The sequence below is a fragment of the Deltaproteobacteria bacterium genome (assembly GCA_016874775.1).
Taxonomy (GTDB): Bacteria; Desulfobacterota; Binatia; order Bin18; family Bin18; genus VGTJ01.
The window spans coordinates 1-19,348 of record VGTJ01000062.1; the positions used below are offsets into that span (position 1 = coordinate 1).

General features: G+C 52.6%; 12 protein-coding genes. 3 read left to right on the forward strand and 9 right to left on the reverse strand.

The genetic code is table 11. From position 1 onward, the window contains the following. Window positions 1-168 precede the first annotated feature (168 nt). The 6 genes from FJ147_12270 to FJ147_12295 form a co-directional block, all read right to left on the reverse strand. Window positions 169-2,436 (reverse strand): response regulator, encoded by a 2,268-nt coding sequence (locus FJ147_12270; GenBank protein MBM4256657.1) that lies wholly within the window; start codon window positions 2,434-2,436, stop codon window positions 169-171. A 15-nt stretch (window positions 2,437-2,451) separates the two neighbouring features. Beyond that, window positions 2,452-2,784: a hypothetical protein gene (locus FJ147_12275; GenBank protein MBM4256658.1), complete on the reverse strand. Its 333-nt coding sequence runs from the start codon at window positions 2,782-2,784 to the stop codon at window positions 2,452-2,454. Next, window positions 2,785-3,423 (reverse strand): hypothetical protein, encoded by a 639-nt coding sequence (locus tag FJ147_12280; protein MBM4256659.1) that lies wholly within the window; start codon window positions 3,421-3,423, stop codon window positions 2,785-2,787. Window positions 3,424-3,756: 333 nt separating this feature from the next. Beyond that, on the reverse strand, window positions 3,757-5,853 hold the full coding sequence (locus FJ147_12285) for a TonB-dependent receptor (GenBank protein MBM4256660.1): 2,097 nt from the start codon (window positions 5,851-5,853) through the stop codon (window positions 3,757-3,759). Between the two features lie 360 nt (window positions 5,854-6,213). Then, on the reverse strand, window positions 6,214-8,085 hold the full coding sequence (locus FJ147_12290; GenBank protein MBM4256661.1) for an ABC transporter ATP-binding protein: 1,872 nt from the start codon (window positions 8,083-8,085) through the stop codon (window positions 6,214-6,216). Between the two features lie 15 nt (window positions 8,086-8,100). Continuing rightward, window positions 8,101-8,844, reverse strand: coding sequence for an SET domain-containing protein (locus tag FJ147_12295; protein MBM4256662.1), 744 nt, complete (start codon window positions 8,842-8,844; stop codon window positions 8,101-8,103). Between the two features lie 77 nt (window positions 8,845-8,921). Between FJ147_12295 and FJ147_12300 the strand changes: the two genes are divergently transcribed. Both FJ147_12300 and FJ147_12305 read left to right on the forward strand, forming a co-directional pair. Next, entirely contained in the window at window positions 8,922-10,454 is a 1,533-nt protein-coding gene (locus FJ147_12300; GenBank protein ID MBM4256663.1) for a hypothetical protein, read from the forward strand. Beyond that, entirely contained in the window at window positions 10,455-11,795 is a 1,341-nt protein-coding gene (locus FJ147_12305) for a hypothetical protein (GenBank protein ID MBM4256664.1), read from the forward strand. Between the two features lie 333 nt (window positions 11,796-12,128). On the opposite strand, the gene FJ147_12310 is transcribed toward FJ147_12305, so the two are convergent. Continuing rightward, on the reverse strand, window positions 12,129-13,103 hold the full coding sequence (locus tag FJ147_12310) for a hypothetical protein (GenBank protein MBM4256665.1): 975 nt from the start codon (window positions 13,101-13,103) through the stop codon (window positions 12,129-12,131). 267 nt (window positions 13,104-13,370) lie between these two features. Between FJ147_12310 and FJ147_12315 the strand changes: the two genes are divergently transcribed. Then, window positions 13,371-13,889: a GNAT family N-acetyltransferase gene (locus FJ147_12315; protein MBM4256666.1), complete on the forward strand. Its 519-nt coding sequence runs from the start codon at window positions 13,371-13,373 to the stop codon at window positions 13,887-13,889. Between the two features lie 195 nt (window positions 13,890-14,084). Here the strand turns inward: FJ147_12315 and FJ147_12320 are convergent, their stop codons facing one another. Together FJ147_12320 and FJ147_12325 are read right to left on the reverse strand one after the other, a co-directional pair. Beyond that, window positions 14,085-17,915, reverse strand: coding sequence for a response regulator (locus FJ147_12320; GenBank protein MBM4256667.1), 3,831 nt, complete (start codon window positions 17,913-17,915; stop codon window positions 14,085-14,087). Window positions 17,916-18,160: 245 nt separating this feature from the next. Continuing rightward, entirely contained in the window at window positions 18,161-19,324 is a 1,164-nt protein-coding gene (locus FJ147_12325; protein MBM4256668.1) for an acyl-CoA dehydrogenase, read from the reverse strand. Window positions 19,325-19,348: the final 24 nt, after the last annotated feature.

Genomic DNA, 19,348 nt, shown 5'->3' on the forward strand with positions numbered 1-19,348 from the left:
CGGCCTGAAAGGCACGGCGCTTGGCACCGCGCATCTGCGCTGCGGCTAAGCGCAAATCGGCAATCTGTTGCCCACTAATTTGTTGAGCACTTGGACTGGTGAAATCTTTCCTGAACACCCTAGCCCCCCCACCTCTCCCTACGTTATCTGTCTCTCCGCTATCGTACCTCACTCGCTCGGCTTTGGGTATCTTCTTTTCTCAAAATCACCTAAAATCTCAAGCATGGTGCGAGCGACTTCCTGATTCACGACATTGTCTTCTGTGAGCAACACGCGTGCGTTAAACCGTAACTTCCCTAACCCTTCCGGCCGTGCCGCGGCAGGGACTCCAGAGGGCATTGTTTTGCGCGTCTGAGCCTTGAGGTTCCCGCCTTCCTTTATGGTATTGAGCACCTGGAGGAGATCGGTTTGGTGCATAGGTTTGGAGAAATAGGCTGAGACCCCAGCATCCTGGGCCGCTTGGATGTCTCCCCGTTGCCCGACAGAGATAAGGAGAAGCACGGGTAAGGTGACGAGCCCTGGCGTGGCCTTGATAGCTTGAGCTAATTCAGCGCCGGTCATCTCTGGCATGTGCATATCGAGGATAGCGAGGTTATAGGGGGTGCCTCGCGTGGCTGTTATGCGAAGGATATCGAGGGCTTGAGCGCCACTTGCTGAACCGCCAACGGCAACGTGCCACGCCTGAAGCTGGTGCTGTAGAATGCTACGGCTGCTGGTATTGTCATCGACCACCAAGACGCGCAGACCCGAGAAATTGTGAGCCGGCATCGCTGCCGCGTTTGCTCCAGGCCGGAGGTCGAATTGAGCGATGAACCAGAAAGTCGACCCTTCTCCAGGAGAGCTATCGACTCCTATTTCTCCGTCCATCAAGTACACAATTTGTTTGGCAATTGCCAGACCTAATCCTGTACCGCCATACTTCCGCGTGGTGGAGCTATCGGCCTGGGAAAAAGCTTGGAATAGGCGTGCTTGTGCTTCTTCGGACAGGCCAATGCCTGTGTCACGGACGGAAAAATGCAGTTGACAGCATGTTAGCGTTTCAGGTTCGACGGGATGAGGGGATAGCGGGTGAAGAGCATCGTGCGGTTGCGAGTTCGCATTCCGAACTTCAATAATGACTTCTCCACGTTCTGTAAACTTAATGGCATTGCCGATCAGGTTCATGAGGATCTGACGAAGTCGCACCGGATCGCCAACAATCATCGCTGGGACATCATCATGAATGGCATACACAAGCTCTAACCCCTTACGATGAGCACGTTCAGCCAGGAGGTCGACGATGTCTTCGATGGTTTGGCGTAAGTTAAAGTCAATGGCTTCGAGTGTGAGTTTTCCTGCTTCGATTTTCGAGAAGTCCAGAATATCGTTGATGATCTCAAGCAGGGCTGCGCCTGAGTGATGGACAGTTTCGGCAAACCGTCGCTGGTTATCATCAAGCGCAGTGTCGAGCAGCAACTGTGTCATGCCAAGCACACCATTCATGGGCGTACGGATTTCGTGGCTCATGTTGGCGAGGAACTGCGACTTTGCCTGACTCGCTTCTTCTGCTTGGCGTGCGAGAGCGAACGCTCTCTCCGTTGCTTTCTGCAATTCGTGCGTCCGATGTTCAACCTTCGCCTCGAGCATTTGTTGATAGCTTTCGACTTCAGCGCGTGACGTCCGTAACCGCACGAGCATGGTGTTAAAGGCAGCAGCGAGGTCATTGATTTCGTCTTCTGTCGTTGTGGTGACGCCGCTGTCGAGGTTGCCTTCGGCGATTTCATGAGTGGCGCGGACAAGAGATTGAATCGGCGAGGCAATACGACTGGTGAGAATAATCGTCGCCAGGACGCCGACGAGAGAAATGACCAGCGTCAAGATCATAGTTGAAGTGAGGAACGCCTCGATGTTTTCACGGAGACCATCCTGGTTCAATCCTAACTGGACGTAGCCCATAACCGTAGGATGTGGAGAGAGGTCCACTGCTTCTGGGAACAGCTCATTCGTCGTATTGGTGATGCTGGTGATGACCGGTGCGGAGAGTTCAATATACGACTTGTGATTGCCACCATTGCGAATATCTCGCGTGAGTGTGTTGCTATCGAGCCCGGGCGTTTCCTCGGGAAAGAGAGGAATGTGGATGGTGGGATCTGTGGTTTTCTGGATGAGCACGACCTTGTCTTTATTGAGAATCGCGACATAGGCAATCTCGACATCAACCCCGAGACTGTCGACGATTTTCTGCAGGGTGTTTTGATTTTCTGTATAAATGGCATATTCGCTCGTCTGCGCGATCATCGCGGCCGTGATCCGACCGCGATGTAAGAGGTCTTCGTAACTTGCAGTTTTCTCGCGATGCACTTGGACGACCGCGATGCCGATCGCCGTGAGCAGGATCAGCGCTATCGCCAGCAGATTGAACTTGGTGGCGAGACCAATGCGTGTATGGATCTTCATAGACCGCGAACCTCGCTAGCGAAACACTTGCTGGGCTCCATCGATCAACGGCTGAGGAAGAGACAATTTCATGTGTTCTGCGGTTTTGAGGTTCAATGCATAAGCGACTTTGCGAGGCGTCTGAGGAGGCAAGGTGCCTGCAGGAGTTCCTCGGAGGATCTTCAGTGCCAGTTCGCCACACTGCGTACCGACGTCCTTATAGTCACGATCGAGTGCGTAGAGTGCGCCGGCCTTCGCCCAGGAGGTAGACAGCCCTGCAAACGGAATTCGGTTGCGGAAAGAGAACAGCAGAATGGGCTCCGCTGTTCGTGGCGAGAGGACGGTTTGATCGGCGATACCCCAGAGGATTTATGCTTCGCGCGCGAGACTCTCAAGGGCTTCCGGTAGTGCTTGCGGGGTCTCGACTTCATTGGCGATCAACTTGAGGCCGAGAGATTGGGCAATTTTCGTTGCTGAGTCAACTTTGGTGCGATTTTCCTTCGGGTTGAAGAGGACACCAACCGCTTTTGATTGTGGCGCGATCTTTTGCAACCACTGCAGTTGTGTTTCTAGAGAGAAATCGAGAACCACGCCTGTGGCATTGCTACCCTGTTTTAGTTCGCCGGCGTTGAGGATCATGCCTGCGACGAGGGGGAGTTCAGGGGCTTCCTGTAATGCCATCTGTGTTGCCAGAGAACCTACTGTGAGGATCAACTGAGCATGCCGCGCTTTCGCCTCCTTGATCGCCTGACTGACTTTCGTTGCGCCTCCTTGCAGCGAGTGTTCTTCCAGGAGTGTCGCGAGACCGTTTTGGCTAGAAAGGTGCTGCCGAAAACCAGCCAGCACATCCTTATACGGACCCGTCTCCTGACTCGTGACCATCAAGATCGGCCCCCCTTCCGCAGCCACCGCGAGGGGACGCACGTCCAACGCGAACAGCATCGCGCTAAGCAGAGCCGCGATGCAGAAAGTCCGGCATCGTAAGTGCTTTGTGACAAAGGTGCTCATATCAGCTAGTTAAACACACATGATGTGAGTTCGACTCCGTTACAGCAGGACACTAGCAAAATCGCGAGACAAGGGTGAAAACCCCCAATTACTGCAGGAAAAGTATCGGGAGAGATGCGAAAAAATTTAGGTATCGATTCACTAAATCGGACCCGAGGAACTTCGTACACTTTACGCTGCGGCCTTTCGTGCCTGTCATTCTGAGCGTAGCGAAGAATCTCTCTGCGCGACCCTTCGTTACACTCAGGATGACAATGCTGCTGTACCAATCTCCTGTGGTTCGATTTAGGCCGGAGAAACACATGCACCTGGAGCATCATGAACGAGACAGTGTCAGAAACTGTATTTGGCTTTTAGCCAGAATGTGCGGCCGTCTTGTAAGATAATGTCTTGCCGATGCTCTCCAGAGCCTGGGTCTCCGTAACGTTGGCCAAAAGGGTTGTAGATGCTCCCAGAGAACTCAACTCCTTTGAGGAGATTCTGACTGAAGAGGGTAAAGTTGGTGAGAAAATAGTTATTCGAAGTCTTTCCCGATAAGGTGTAACGAGCGCTCATATAGCGGGTTTCAAAGCCGGCGAACAACCGGTCTTGAATGAGCGGAATAATGAGGTTCGCTTTGATCATATGTTGTGGGGAATTGGTGAGACGTTTGCCAGTTTTGCCATCTTCGGCTCGTTGTAGGGCGTAGCTGGCACGTCCTTCCCAGCCAGACGCCCATTTTCCTTCGAGGTCGAGTTCAAGGCCCTTCGCCTCAACCGAGTCGAGATTTCTGAACACGAGTATTTCGTCAGGGTCGGTCACCTGGCTGATGAGGCCATTGATTGTGTAGTAATACCCAGAGGCTGCCGCACGCAGGTGGCTGCCCAAATAGCGCTCGATAACGAATTCGTAGGTTTTGATTTCCTCTGGTTTGAGGTTGGGATTTGCTTTGTAGCGGTCGCCCGAGACGTAGAACTGTTCAAATGCACTAGGCGCACGGAACGCTTCTCCATAGAGAAGCTTGATCGAGGTTTTCGGCAGATTGTAGATGAGTGCTAAGCGAGGATTTACCGTGCCACCAAAAGAACTATAGTGATCATAACGAATCCCCGCGTTGAGGATGAGATTCTCCAAGATGGAGATTTCATCTTGAAAATATAATGCCCAGATCTTCGAACTGCGTCTATCGTTCAGGTAGGACGCATATGGGTTTTTATCTGCATTCCGTTGGTTCTGATTCAGATTATCACGGAACTCTCCGCCAACGGTCAACTTATGACGCTGAAACAATCGCTTCGTGAGTTTGACTTCTCCGCCCCACCATTCGCCCAAAAGAAAATCCTGATTTAAGACCAGGCTGGGAACCGCGGTCTCGGAATAATCGTAGAGGTACTCTCCGTGATAGTACGAGCGGTCGTAATATAGTCGTGCCATCACTCCCACCTGCTTTGCGAACTCATGTTCATATTTCAGGTCAACATAGCCGAGTTCGTCAGAGGAGTGCGTACGCCGAGAGTTGAAGACGGTACCGAACGCTCCGGTGGGAATCCTCTTGTCCCTCCGCGTATAACTGCCTTGCAAAGTGAAGTCTGCGAACGATCCCTTGGTGAAAAAATGATAGTAGCGGTCTGTGTCAACGTTGCGTGCGATTCCATTATTGGTAGTCGGCGCATTAAACTCCTTGAAGAACAGGCGACCCTGGCCATTACTGTCGGCGAACGAACCAGAGAAGAGGAACTCCAAACCATTAGAGAAGCGATCGCCGTAGGTGAAGCGTCCCTTGTAGGTATCGAAACTACCGACTTCACTTGAGACTTCGACCCCTTTGATATTGCGGCCTCTTTTCGTAATGACGTTGATGACGCCAAAGAAGGCGTTGGTCCCATAGAGCGAGGAGCTTGGTCCGCGGATGATCTCGACCCGTTCAATCAAATCGACGTCAAGTCTTCCCTCTGTGCCGATGTACGCGCCTTCGTAGACATTATCGTTCAAACGATGACCATCAACGAGGAGGAGAATGCGCGTGTTGTAGTCTCCCGGACGACCGAACCCACGTGCCCCAAGGTAGCTATAGTTGCGATCGTACGTGACATAAAACCCATTCACGTTTTGCAGGATGTCGGCCAACGTTCGGTAGCCGTGTTTCTTGATTTCCTCATCAGTGATGATGGTGACCGATGACGGCGCTTCAGTCACTTTTTGTTCGTACTTTGACGCGCCATACACGGAGGGAATTTCCAGAAACAAACTGGTTTCGTCACTGATCGCAGGAGGGGGGACTGGAGAGCTTGCCTCGATACCCATCTCTCCATGTGCGAGAGACGGCCACAGATGAAGTACGACGAAACAGTAGGCGGTAACCCACACGCGGGCTGCTTTGCGGGGCCAAGACGTCAGCACAAGGCGATCCTGCCACTGCGCCATCGAATTGTTCACTTGATGTGAATACATATTGCCATGTCCTCAGATCCTTCCCTGGATCTATTGGAAGAGCATCGCGAGAAAATCGGAGCCTCAGCCCCGTATCGGGCTTATGTCGAACTTCCCCCAGAACACAGGTGGCAGGATGTACAAATTTCCTGCTCCGAAATGTAACGATCGGCAGAGGCAGGAAAATCTGTAGTGAATATAGGGGAGTGTGTCCCCTAAGAGGCTAAATCGGACCACGCGAGATTGGCACACCGTGCGGGTAACAAATCCCCCCGCACTCCGCGCGGCCCCCTTTGCTAACGGGGGCTAGGGGAGATTTCACTGCACGTGACGAAGTATACGAATGTTCTGAGGTCCGCTGTAGCAGTGGTCTGCTCGCGGTTACGGGAGAGAGGGGGTTGGCCTGGCGCTGGAAAGAACGCCAAGGGGAAGAAAGTCTTCATCCGGGTCGGTTGGTAACAGAGGCGAGGACTGACCAGGTTCAAGCGCGCGGACGCTACCGCCGGTCGGCTCTAGGAAGCCATTTTGCTTCCGCCATAAGTGTGCGTAGAGGCCGTCGAGTGCGAGCAGCTCGTCGTGGCGCCCGTGTTCGACGATGTGTCCATGATCAAGCACAAAAATTCGGTCGGCGTGGAGATTCGAGTCGAGTCGATGTGTCACACTAATGACCGTGCGACCCTTTGCGGCCTTCTTCAAGACTGCGTCGACAACTGCGCTCGTCGCGGCGTCAAGTGCTGAGGTTGCCTCATCTAAGATGAGAACGGCGGGATTGCGGACCAACGCACGAGCGATCGCAAGCCGTTGGCGTTGGCCGCCAGAAAGGCGGCTCCCACGTTCTCCTACCACGGTATCGTACCCGTCCGGTAAGCTGTTGATCCAGCGATGCAAGCTGGCGAGTTGCGCCGCCGTTTCAACTTCAGCATCGGTGGCGTCGAGTTTGCCCATGCGAATATTTTCCCGAATGGTGGTATTGAAGAGAAAAGAATCCTGAAAGACGAATCCTAATTGCGCACGCCACGACTCTTGGGTCCACATGTGGATATCGTGGCCGTCAATGAGGATCCGGCCAGTGTCGGGGTCATAAAACCGAGCAAGCAGCTGCAAGAGTGAGGTTTTGCCGGATCCACTCGGGCCAACAAAGGCAACCCATTCTCCAGGACGAATGGTAAAACTCATGGCCTTGAGGTTGGCTCGCGTGTCATTATAACCAAATGTGACTCTGTCGAAAGTAATGCCCTGAGTGAACCGTGTAAGCGGCCGGGCTCCTGGTGCATCGATGACTTGTGGTTGCTCCCGAAGCAGATCTTGAATGCGCTGTTGGCTGCTTTTGGCCTGGACAAGATTGGGAATGTACTGCGAGACATACGAGAGCGACCAACTGAGTGTCATAAACAGCGCTTGAAACGAGACAAGCGAGCCGATGCTCAAACTGCCCTGGAAAGCCATGTAGGCTCCAGCTCCCATGACTACAACTTGGAGGAACAGGATACTGATTCCTGCAGAGCGTTCAACCAGCGCATTGAGAAATCCGACACGCACGCTCAGTTCGGCTAAGTCTCTGAGCTGAGCTGCAAAGCCGTTCAGCATGCGACTCTCGAGTCCAAACCCGCGAATGAGTGCCGGCGCACTGAAGTTCTCTTCCACTGCAGTGAGGACATGAGCTTCGCGCTGTTTGCGTGTTGAGCTCGCGCGCGTTGCACGTGGGGCAAAAACACGAGGACCAATCAGCGTGAGCGGGAACACCAGCATGCTGATGAGTGCGAGCCGCCATTCCAGAGCAAACAACAAGATGCAGCTACAGACGATGTCGAGGCTCGGCAAGATGGCCCACGGAATGGCTGCGGTCAGGGCATTCTCGATCGTGGCCAGATCGAGCGAAAAGCGGGAAACGACATAGCCTGACTCCGAACGAGAAAAGAAACCTAAGGACAATTGTTGAAGGTGGCGAAACATGCGTTGTCGTATGTCGCTCAGTACTGCGGCACATACTTGCGCATATAAGTAGTCGCGATAGAGACCGGTGAGCGCAACGACGACGGCCCCTGTGATAAGAATCCCGAGAACGAGCGCGAACGTGTGCAGGTCTTGAGGAGTGATTGCTTCGTCAATCAGAAATTTGAAACCAAGCGGCACGCCACTGGTAAGGCTTGCCTCCAACATCAGGCCTGCTGCAATCATCGCTACCTGTGCGCGATAAGGCTGCAGCACCTTGCTGACCGAAAGGTCGTGTTGCCCGGTTGCTGATCGTAACATCGTACGCTCTGCTGTTTACCCGACAGATAACGGCAGCCGTGGCGCTGCGGCAGAGTGAAGTGCTCTATCGTGCGCCACTCTGGCAGGCTTGTGATTCTGACTCCTCACGTCGGGCCATAGCAGGCCATATTCTTCTGCTGGTAACAACGGGTAATGCTTGAGACACGAAGGGATTGGTAGCTGGCGCTGAAGAATCGCATTGACCTCGTCTTTTTCGCGGATGAGATGCCACAGCGGCTGCGTTACAGTTGGAATAAGGCGAAAGGGTGCTTCTGTCTCTTGATCCCAGGCCTCTGCGTATCTCAGGAGGTCACCAGCGCGCACGTGTTTGCGGCACGAGGGAGAGTCGCACGCACAGGGAAAATCATACTCAATGTTGAGGTACCCATACTCATCGGTGAGTTGTTCGCCTGGATGAATATCGCGCACTGCGACTTCAAACTCGTACCCTGCCATACGACAAGAAGGCTCACATGAATGATTGACGTAGCGTGCCAAATCCCAGCACAGCACGAAATCTCCTTTGGAGTCGATGTAAGCATAGGTCGTGATAATGTTTTGGTAGACCGAGTCCATTGCTTCTACTTGGGCAGGAGAGAGGGTTCGATCCAAATCGTCTCGGACCCAGGTAATAGTTCCCTTAGGAATGAGGCGCGTCGCCACAACCCCGTAGCCAATTTGTGGATTGATGAATCGGAGCTCGGTGTCTGGATGAATCATTGCCTGTTCCTTTCTTTTAAATAGGAATTTCTCGGACATTTCCCCGATGCTTGAACCGTAGCTCTCCTGTGAACTACTTGTGTCATTGGGTCTATTCGTAGACCAAATTGGTGTTCATGTTTAGTCATGAACGATTCAACTTTCTATTCATATCGATTCATTTTGCTATAGTGCGATCTATGGAACGTGTTCCTTATCTTATTTTTGGTCCTTTTCGCTTGGATACGGAAAAGAAGCAAATCTGGCGGGGGGATGAGGACCTTCGATTACGGCAAACGGCGGTCGAATTACTACAGATGTTGGTGGAAAACGCTGGTGAGTTGCTAACAAAAGAGGAAATTTTTCGTTACATTTGGGGAGCAAAACGCGTAACCAGAACTGCTCTAGCGGTTTGTATCAGCGATATCCGCAAAGCGTTGAACGACGATGTCAGGACTCCCCAATACATCGCAACGGTAGGGCGAAAAGGGTATCGCTATATCGGTCCGACGGTTGTTGGAAAACCCTCTGCACTTTTAGAAGAATCGGTTGCTGGTTTTGAGTCTGTCGTCGGGCGCCAGGAAGAGCTTGGGTTACTTGAAGAATATTTTGCCAAGGCGAGACGTGGGCAACGTCAGGTTGTGTTTGTGACCGGTGAGCCGGGGATTGGAAAGACGACCCTGGTTGAAATGTTTTTGGCGCGAGTACGAGCAGATTGGCGGGTGCGCATCGGACGCGGTCAATGCCTCGAACAGTACGGAGAAGGTGAGCCGTATTTACCGATTTTGGAAGCCTTGACGCGCCTCTGTCGTGAACCAGGGAATGCACCGATCGTTGAGCTGTTGAGTCGTTATGCCCCGACGTGGATGGTGCAGATGCCGAGCTTGCTGAGTCGAGTGGAACTCGCCAGTTTGCAGCAGCGCAATCAGGGGGCGAATCAGCAACGGATGTTGCGAGAAATGGCCGAGGCTCTTGAAGCACTGACCCAGGAAAACGTTTTTGTTTTAGTTCTCGAAGATCTTCACTGGAGTGATTACTCAACTCTGGAGTTGTTGTCGTACCTGGTGCAACGCCAGGAGCGTCTCCGGCTTTTGGTAATTGGCACGTATCGTCCTGCGGATCTTGTCACTGGTCACCCACTCAAGAAGCTTAAGCGCGAGATGCAGGTGCGCCGACAGTGTGAGGAACTCCCGCTCGCCTTGCTCAGCCACGAGGAAGTTGCGACGTATATCCGAAAGTCCTTACCTACGAGTCAGGCGTTATCAGCACTTGCCGAGCTGGTCTACCGACGTACTGAAGGCAACGCGCTGTTCATGATTAATGTGGTGAACATGTTACGTGGGCAGATGGTTGAACGAGACGGACACTTAGAGTTGCCTGTGGGTGTTGAAGACTTTCGCGTCCCGGAAAGCCTTCGCCAAGTGATTGAAGAGAAAATTGATCGCCTGAGCACTGATGATCGGCAGATTCTCGAAGCGGCAAGCGTGGAAGGGCGCGAATTTTCGTCAGCAGCGATTGCTGCGGCTATGGGCAGAGATGTCATCGACATTGAGGAACGCTGCGCTGATCTCATACGCCAAAGTCAGTTCATTCAAGAAACCGAGATGCGCAAGTGGCCGGACGGGACCTCCACCGTACGCTATGAGTTCTTACATGCGGTCTATCACTAAGTGTTCTATAACTGGGTGACTCCAGGTCGGCGTACCCAATGTCATCTGCGAATTGCTGAACGACTGGCACAAGGGTATGGAGAGCAGACAAGCGACGTTGCCGCCGAACTGGCGCTGCATTTCGAGCGTGGAGGAGACCTGCGTCGAGCTGTCCATTGTTTACAGCAGGCCGCTGAGCAAGCATCCCAGCGTCTCGCACGCCAGGAAGGGGTCAATCATTTGACCAAGGCGCTAGACTTGCTGCGAACGTTTACCGATCCGACAGAGCGGACAGAACTTGAACTCAAGTGCCAAATTAGTCTTGGCGTGGCGCTAACAGCGATAACAGGCTATGCCGCGCCCGAGGTTAAGCAGGCATATGATCGTGCACGTGAATTGTGTCAGCAAATTGATAAAACCCCGCAACTTGCACCGGTACTCCGTGGACTTGCTGCATTCTATTATACCCGAGCTGAACTTGCGACTGCGCGAGAACTTGCGGAACAGTTGTTAGTATCGGTGCAAGCGCGAGACGACGAATCATTGCTGATGGAAGCACATTTCTCACTAGGAGGAACGTTATCTAGCCAGGGCGAATTCATAAGTGCCCTGCATCATCTCGATTTGGCCCGAAGCTTGTACGATCCGCAAAAACACTATTCGCACGCGCTTCTGTACGGTCAGGATCCGGGTGTTGCCTCCCTGTGTCGTGCCTCTCAGATGCTCTGGTTTCTAGGGTATCCAGATCAGGCATTGGCAAAGGGACAGGAGTCTGTGGTTCGTGCCCGAGAACTTGCTCATCCTCACAGCCTCGCGTATGCGCTCACCTTTGCTACGCTCTTACGTCAACTTCGAAGGGAACCTTGGGTGATAGAAAGCCAGACCAAAGAGATCATTGCCGTGGCGACTGAGCATGGATTCCCAATCTGGAAAAGGATGGGAGAAATGTTCCAAGGTTGGAGTATTACCACACTAGGAAATCCTCAAGAGGGAATTGCCCTCCTACAACAAGGAATTTCGACATGGCGCACGATTGGGGCAAAAGTCTCCTTACCATACTATCTTTCTTTGCTCGCCGAAGCATACCGAGGAACCAGGAATTTCCAGAAGGGAATCGACGTTTTGGATGAAGCCTTTTCACTAGTAGTGATCACAGACGATAGATTGTGGGAAGCCGAGTTGTATAGATTGAAAGGAGAATTCCTTCTGCAGGAGCAAGGCCAAGAAATAACCGCTCCTAGTCTGGAAGAAATTCCGAAAGCCAATAGCAAGAGGAGAACAATGCCTCGCACCAACGCTTTGTTACTTGTTCCCCGTGAGACAACGGAAAAAATGCGGAGGACTATTTACAGCGGGCGCTAGGTATCGCCCAGCAGCAACAAGCGAAGTCTCTTGAATTACGGGCAGCGACAAGTCTCGCTCGCCTGTGGATGAAACTATCTAGAGCGAGGGAGGCCCGACATTTATTGTCAGAGGTGTATGGCTGGTTTACTGAAGGACTTGATACTCCTGACTTGCGAGAAGCGAAGGATTTACGAAGGAGATTGGGAGCGGTGGGTATAGAAGACCCTTCTGGTGACTTGTCTCGCTAAACTAGAAGATCTTCCCTCGTGGTGGTTGCCTCTCTTTCGGCAGCCTCTCCAAGGCATGGTACTTCCTGAGCTGAAGAGCCGGCATTGCGGTACTGTGATGAAATCATGCAGGAGCGAAAATGATAATCAAGGCAATGTACTGGAGAGAGTACATGCGCCACAGGAATGCGTAGAAAGGCTTCGCGCCAGAGCCGTCGGGCTGCAGGTGTAGGCGAAGTAAGCGTGTAAACTCGACAACGAAAACCAAAAGCAGTAGTGCTTCTACAGCAATCCCAAATTCCACCCTGAACAGATGCGGAAACGTGAGTATCCAGAGTGTGAGCCCGACAAAGGCGATAAGAAAGGCCACGGAGCAAATGTATGCAGTCTTCGTTGCACCTAGTAGTAAGGCAAAGCTGCGATAGCCACCCTTTTGGTCACCTTGCATGTCGGGAATATCTTCGAAGGTATTCATTCCAACACAGAAGAGCACCGCAAATGTGAGAATAAAGGCCAGATACACAAGCCCGAACGACTGAGTTGAGGCGAAGTTCCATACCGTCAAGAAGGTAGTTGCAGGATACACCACTCCCCTAAAAGTCACACCGAGTAACTTCGTAAGCCAAGGACTTTGTCGAACCGTGCGGCTCCCAAACCGTGGGACTGAGTACACAACCGAGGCTGACGTCATAAACCCGAGAAAGCCGAAGGCTAGCCAGAAAGGCATAATCCATAACGCGAGGATTGAACCCACTATGCCGGTACCAAGAGTTACTAGCCACGCTTGTGTTATCGTCATGGTACCCGACGGGAGAGGGAAGTCCGGCTTATTGATGCGGTCGACTGGAAGGTCGTAAATCTGGTTAATACCATGACAGGTTATCGTCCATAGGGCGAGCGAGAGGATACACGCGGCGATCTTTACCAGAATAATTGGCTCGTAAGGTATCACCGGAAACAAGGCTACCGCGATGGCCGTGCACATAACGATACTGCCGAGTGTCGATTCCGGTCGACTGAAACGATAGAGCGCCCAAAGCCACTGACGGAGTGTCGGTTGTGATGATTGCGAATTGCGTGATGCTGTAGTCATCGTCATACCAGGTGATAAATTTGAGCGAGGGTATGTCCCCAAACACTTCCCGCCCGGATAACACTATCGGTGTTGTTGGCGATGTCTTTAGTCGCTAGGGTGACTTTTTGTTAGTTTGCATAAAAGAGCGCGAAATGTGCGCGCCTATGGGCATTTTGGTCTCGCGTTAAAGTATGTGGACAGGCCGCCGATGTGCAAAACGAGTCAGTAGGCGGGAACGCACTCACGCTGGATCAACTGACGCGACTCTTTCGAAGGGGGAAATTTTTGCCCATGATTACTGTACAGCCAATACGACCCTATCAGCAGGAAGCCGCGAAACGGGTTATTCTCTCTGTTTGTCAAGAATTGTGGGAAGTGTCAGAAGAATTCGTTCTACAACATGAGTCTTTGACCGACCTTGATGATGTTGAAGGTTCTTATTGTAACCAGAACGGGGTGTTTTACGTTCTCGTCGATGGGGAACGAGTTGTTGGCACGGGAGGGATACGGCACTGGCGAGATGGTATCTGCGAACTGAAGCGTTTGTGGTTTCTAAAAGAATATCGAGGCCAAGGGCTTGGTTGGTTGATGACTCAAAAGCTCATTGAATTTGCCACTGATAAAGGATACGAACGGATAAGACTCGATGTTTACGATGCTGAGAAACAAGCGCGAGCGATCAAACTCTACCGACAGGCTGGATTTTCCTTCATTGAGCGTTATAACGATGGCATTTGTACCGTCTTCATGGAAAAAGTTCTGCAAGAGAACACTGTGATGACTCCACCGTTCATCAAGGAAGCGGCGTAATCGAGTGCGGAGAAACCGCCTGCTAGTAGATAGTCCAGAAAGTTTTGATGGATAACTCAAGGGGCGTCATTCCCGCGAGTGCGGGAATCCAGGAGGCTTAACGACAGGCCACTGCTGAATTTCCTTGGATGCCCGCCTGCGCGGGCATGACGAAACCCCATCCCTCAAAATTAAATGGACTGACTACTAATGGATTTACGCAGCTTTTACGCCTGGCAGAATCTTATCCTGAAGCCAGCGCTCCAAGACTGAGCGCAGGTGCTCCTGATTATACGGTTTACCTAAATAGTCATCCATGCCTGCAGCGAGGCATTTCTCGCGGTCACCGGCTGCCGTATTCGCTGTCAGCGCAATGATGGGAACCTGACGGAGCACTGAGGCTTGCTTTTCTTGTTCGCGGATAACGCGTGTAGCCTCAAACCCATCCATCTCGGGCATCTGACAATCCATGAGGATTAAGTCGTGGCGGCCGCTCGCAAAAGCTTCGACCCCGAGGCGTCCATTGTCAGCCACATCGACCTGGTAGCCGAGGTATTCGAGGACCCCGAGAGCAACCTGTTGATTCACCGGATTGTCTTCAACGAGAAGAACGCGACGAGGAGAGGTGTGAACCTCTGTAATGTTCGTCTCCTGTAGTTCTCTCAAGACTGGTGGCGTAGCGTGGGCAGACATTTGTACGGCCTCGTGCAGTGGCGTATCGTTCAGGATCGCGGACAGTGAGGTGTGGGTGAGAGCGTAGCAGGATTCAATTGAAGCAAGAATTGCTACGGCGCGATCGAATTGCTGCTCGCGACCGCACTGTTCGAGATCGCGACAAAGAGTTGCCACCCCCGTGGCCCCAATCATTGCGCTACTGCCTTTTAGGCTGTGAGCCTTGTCATGCGTGAGCGAGGCATTTTTTTCACTGACAGCTTGGTGAAGGGCGGCCAACAGCAGCGGCGAGTCGGAAAGATAGGTGGTGATTAATTTGCGCAGGACTTCTGGTCGTCCGGGTTTCTGCAGACTCTGCAGTTGTTGTAACGTACTGAGATCCAGGACCGGGCTCAGGGGAGTCACTATGTTAGCGTGCGTCTCCGCTGTGGCATGTCCCGCAGGCCGAAGGTGTGGACGTTGACTCTGACGAGCAGGTCCTGTCCAGCGGCTTAGGATGGCGCGCAATTTTTCTTGTGAGAACGGCTTACTGAGATAATCGTCCATTCCCGCGGTAAGGCAGCGCTGCTGATCTCCTTCCATTGCGTTAGCTGTGAGCGCGATAATGATGGCCTGCCGCTGGCCTTGATCGTACTGGCGGATCGCGGTTGTCGCTTCAAAGCCATCCATTTCTGGCATCTGACAATCCATGAAGACAACATCATACGATGCCGTTTGCATTGCTCGGAAAGCCTCGTGACCATTACTGGCGACGTCAACTTCACACCCGAGTAGCTCTAACATGTGAGGAGCGACTTCTTGGTTGACTGGATTATCTTCCGCGAGGAGGACGCGATGCAACGCCTGTCCTCGGTTGCTTGCGGCGTGCAAAGAGGCAGACTGGGAGGTGCTCGTTGCCTGTGGCAACGTCGATGACCTCTTTCTTGTAAAGAGTGACATTAACCCATTATAGAGTTCGGACTGCCGTACGGGTTTGCTGAGATATACCTCAATGCCTGCTTGCCGGGCTGCTTCAACATCGCCGTATTGGCCGGCGGACGTGAGCATCATCAGTTGCGTTGAGGCCAAGACGGGATCGCTCTTGATAGTCTGAGCGAGAGCGATGCCATCCATCCCAGGCATGTGCATATCAAGAATGGCGATGTCATAGGGGGTGCGCCAGACCGCTGCTTTATACAACAGTTGTAATGCTTCTACTCCGCTTTCAGCACTATCGTTATGCAGCTCCCATGATTGGAGTTGGTGGTGGAGGATCTCACGGTTTGTTGCATTGTCGTCCACAAGCAAGGCCCGGAGTTGCTGAAACTGTTCGAGTGACGGGATCATACGGGCGGTGCCTGTCGGCTGTAACTCGAGTTGGGCGGTAAACCAGAACGTTGAACCACTGCCGGGAATGCTGTCGACTCCGATCTGCCCTTCCATCACCGTGATCAGTTGCTTGCTAATAGCGAGACCGAGGCCAGTGCCGCCGTATTTGCGGGTGGTCGAACCATCGGCTTGCACAAACGGTTGAAACAATCTGGCCTGTGCTTCTGGTAATAACCCAATACCAGTATCGCGCACAGCAAAACGCAACATCTGCGCGCACGTCGTGCTTGGGGCAGAATCGGCTGGGTGGTTCTGCACCTCAATGACGACTTCCCCCTGTTCTGTGAACTTGATGGCGTTGCCGACGAGATTCGTCAGCACTTGTCGGAGCCGGTGTGGGTCGCCTCGCACAGCAGTTGGCACCTCATTGTGAATATGGCAGGCGATTTCTAACCCTTTGGCGTGGGCACGTTGCGCTAGGAGATCAGCAACATCTTCCACTACCTGGCGAAGGTCGAAATCGACCTCTTCGAGTTCAAGTTTTCCGGCTTCGATCTTTGAGAAATCGAGAATGTCGTTGATGATATTGAGCAGCGATTCGGCAGAGTGCTGAATGGTGTCGGCAAAGCGTCGTTGTTTGACGTTTAAGTCGGTACCGAGCAGTAATTCAGTCATCCCCAGCACGCCATTCATCGGGGTGCGGATTTCATGGCTCATATTGGCCAAGAATTGTGACTTGGCGCGATTGGCGGACTCTGCAGCTTCCTTGGCCTGGTGCAACTCTTCTTCCGCACACTTCCGTGCTGTGACGTTCCGTGCGGAAGCTAAGAGTTCTTCGAGTGCACCGGTTGTTGGGTTGCGTACCGCACGGGCAACACTTTCAAGCCAGATATACGTTCCATCTTTACGCTGCAGACGATATTCGATGGAGTGTGACTCTTCACTTTGTAAAATTGTCTGGAAACCTGCAAGTAAAGGATCGGCATCATCTGGATGGACCAACGCAAAAAGAGAGCGACCAACGAGTTCTTCTGGCGTATACCCGAGCATCCGATAACATGATGGTGAGGCGTAAAAGCAGATACCGTCTGGGGTGTGGCGTGAAACAAAATCCGTCGCGTTAACGGCTAAGAACCGATACCGCTCTTCGCTTTCACGAAGCGTAGCTTCTACAGCCTTCTGCTCTGTCAAATCTGTCAGCGCGCCGACGATACGATCGGCGATGCCATGCTCATCCCACACTGCTTGTCCACGAGCCAGAACCCATTTGTAGCTGTTGTCTTTGCAGCGTAGGCGATACTCGACAACATAAAATGAGACTTCTTTGGAGAAATGTTTCTCCAGCGCGGAGGTGACCGCTGCTTGATCGTCAGGGTGAATACGATTCTTCCACTCGTGAAAATCATGACCGAGTTCGTGGTCGGCGAATCCCATGATCTCTTTCATGCGTGCAGAGAAAAGGACTTCATTATTCCTGAGTTTCCAATCCCAAATGCCATCGTTGGCACCGCGAGCCGCGAGTTGCCATCGTTCGTCACTCGTACGTAGGGCTTCCTCGGTTCGTTTATGTTCGGACACATCATGAAGGAACCAGACCTCTCCCCCGTCCGAGCGATAGGCAGAAAACTCAGCATAACGCTGCTCGCCACTCTTGTGAGTTAAGGGAACCACACGGGCGTAAGGAAAATTTACCGCGCGATCAGTTTCATAGAGTTCGCGTACGTCTGCTGCCTGGTTACCGTACAGAGAACAAAACCACTGATCGATTGTGGAAATCTCGAGGTTGGTATAGCCAGTGATCTGCTCGACAGCTTTGTTGAATGAAACGGTATCGCCCTCACGATAGAGTGCTCCGACCAGCAGATGTTCTCGCATAAGGTGGAGCCGCTGGTCGTTTTTCTGGAACGCTACTATATGTTCTTGCGCGTGGCGCTGAGCGGCTTCAAGCTCCATTACACGATGTTGTAAAGCCGCAATCTCTGCGCGGAGTTGGGCTTCTGTGTGTGTTGTGTCCTTCATGATCTCTCTCGGTGTACATGCCCCGTTTGGGTGCTTACGAACTGCCATAAGCACGCCGGAGTGCAGACCCCCCGAAAACTACTAAGGGTGCTATCGGGAGAAATCCGAGAGAGTTTAAGAAAGCAATCAGCGATCCGCCGTCAGCCGTCAGCGTGTCAAAAAAGCACGAACGATCATCGATGAGTGGTCAGCTTCTGGAGAAAGGATATGTGCGCGCGCTTACCTTTGTCGAGGGGTGTTGATCCGGTAGATCAAGAGGATGGAAAGCTGATAGCTGACCACTGAGAGCTCCCTCACCTAAACAACGCCCGCGCAATCACCATGCGGTGTACTTCTGACGGACCTTCTCCGATGCGCCGGACACGGGCTTCTCGGTACCAACGTTCAAGCGGAAATTCTTTGGTGACACCATAACCACCATGAATTTGTACAGCGCTATCAATGACCCGCCCTAAGACTTCACTGGAGTACAGCTTGGCGATTGAGGCTTCGACACGTGCGTCTTCACCTCGGTCCGCTTTCCATGCGCCATCCCAAATCAGATAGCGTGTGGCACGTAATTCGACTTCCGCATCCGCGAGCATCCATTGAATCGCTTGCCGTTGGCTCAGTGGCACTCCGAACGTTGAGCGTTGCTTTGCATGCGCGATCGCCATGCGATGCGCTGCGACTGCGACCCCAAGGTTGCAGGCCGAGTAGGGGAAGCGCTGTCTGGTAAGGAGATCCATGCACAAGTCTAAGCCATCTCCTTCGTTGCCAATCATGTTGGCGGCTGGCACTTTGCAGTCTTCAAAAGAGACTTCGTTAGGCAGTGAGACCGTACGAATCGTACGAAACGGCCGCGCCGTGAAACCTGGAGTGCCCTGATCAATGATGAAACAACTAATGCCCTTGCGGCCTTTGCTCGGATCGGTCCGCACGAAGACGACGCCCCAATTTGCTTCATGGGCATGCGAAATAAAAATCTTGGTGCCGTTGAGTACCCAGTAGTCGCCTTGCCTGACGGCTCGACATTGGATAGAGCCCGCCGGGTCAGCTCCTCCACTCGGTTCAGTAATGGCGAAGAAGGTGTAGGTCCCATTGCGAATGGTCGGCACGGCGTACTTTTGAATCTGCTCTTCATTGCCACCATAGATCACTGGGGGAGGATAGCGGCCAAAGACACCGCAGCCTGGATTGTACAATCCCTGGCGATGTTGCGACATCTCTTCCAAGAGCACGCTCATGCCGAACGTACTCATGCCGCCACCACCGTACTTTTCTGGCGCAGAGAGAGCCCACAAACGTGCCGCTTTGGTCTTTGCGCTGATGCGATGGTAATCCTCTTCGGCTAAGTCTTCCGCATCAGGGTCGACGCGTTTCTCTGCAGGAATAACTTCATCTTGAATAACGCGCCTGACCTGATCTCGCAGCAACGCCAGTTCTGGCGGCATGGTAAAGCCGGGGAAGGTAGTCATATCTTACTCCAACAAGCAGTCAGC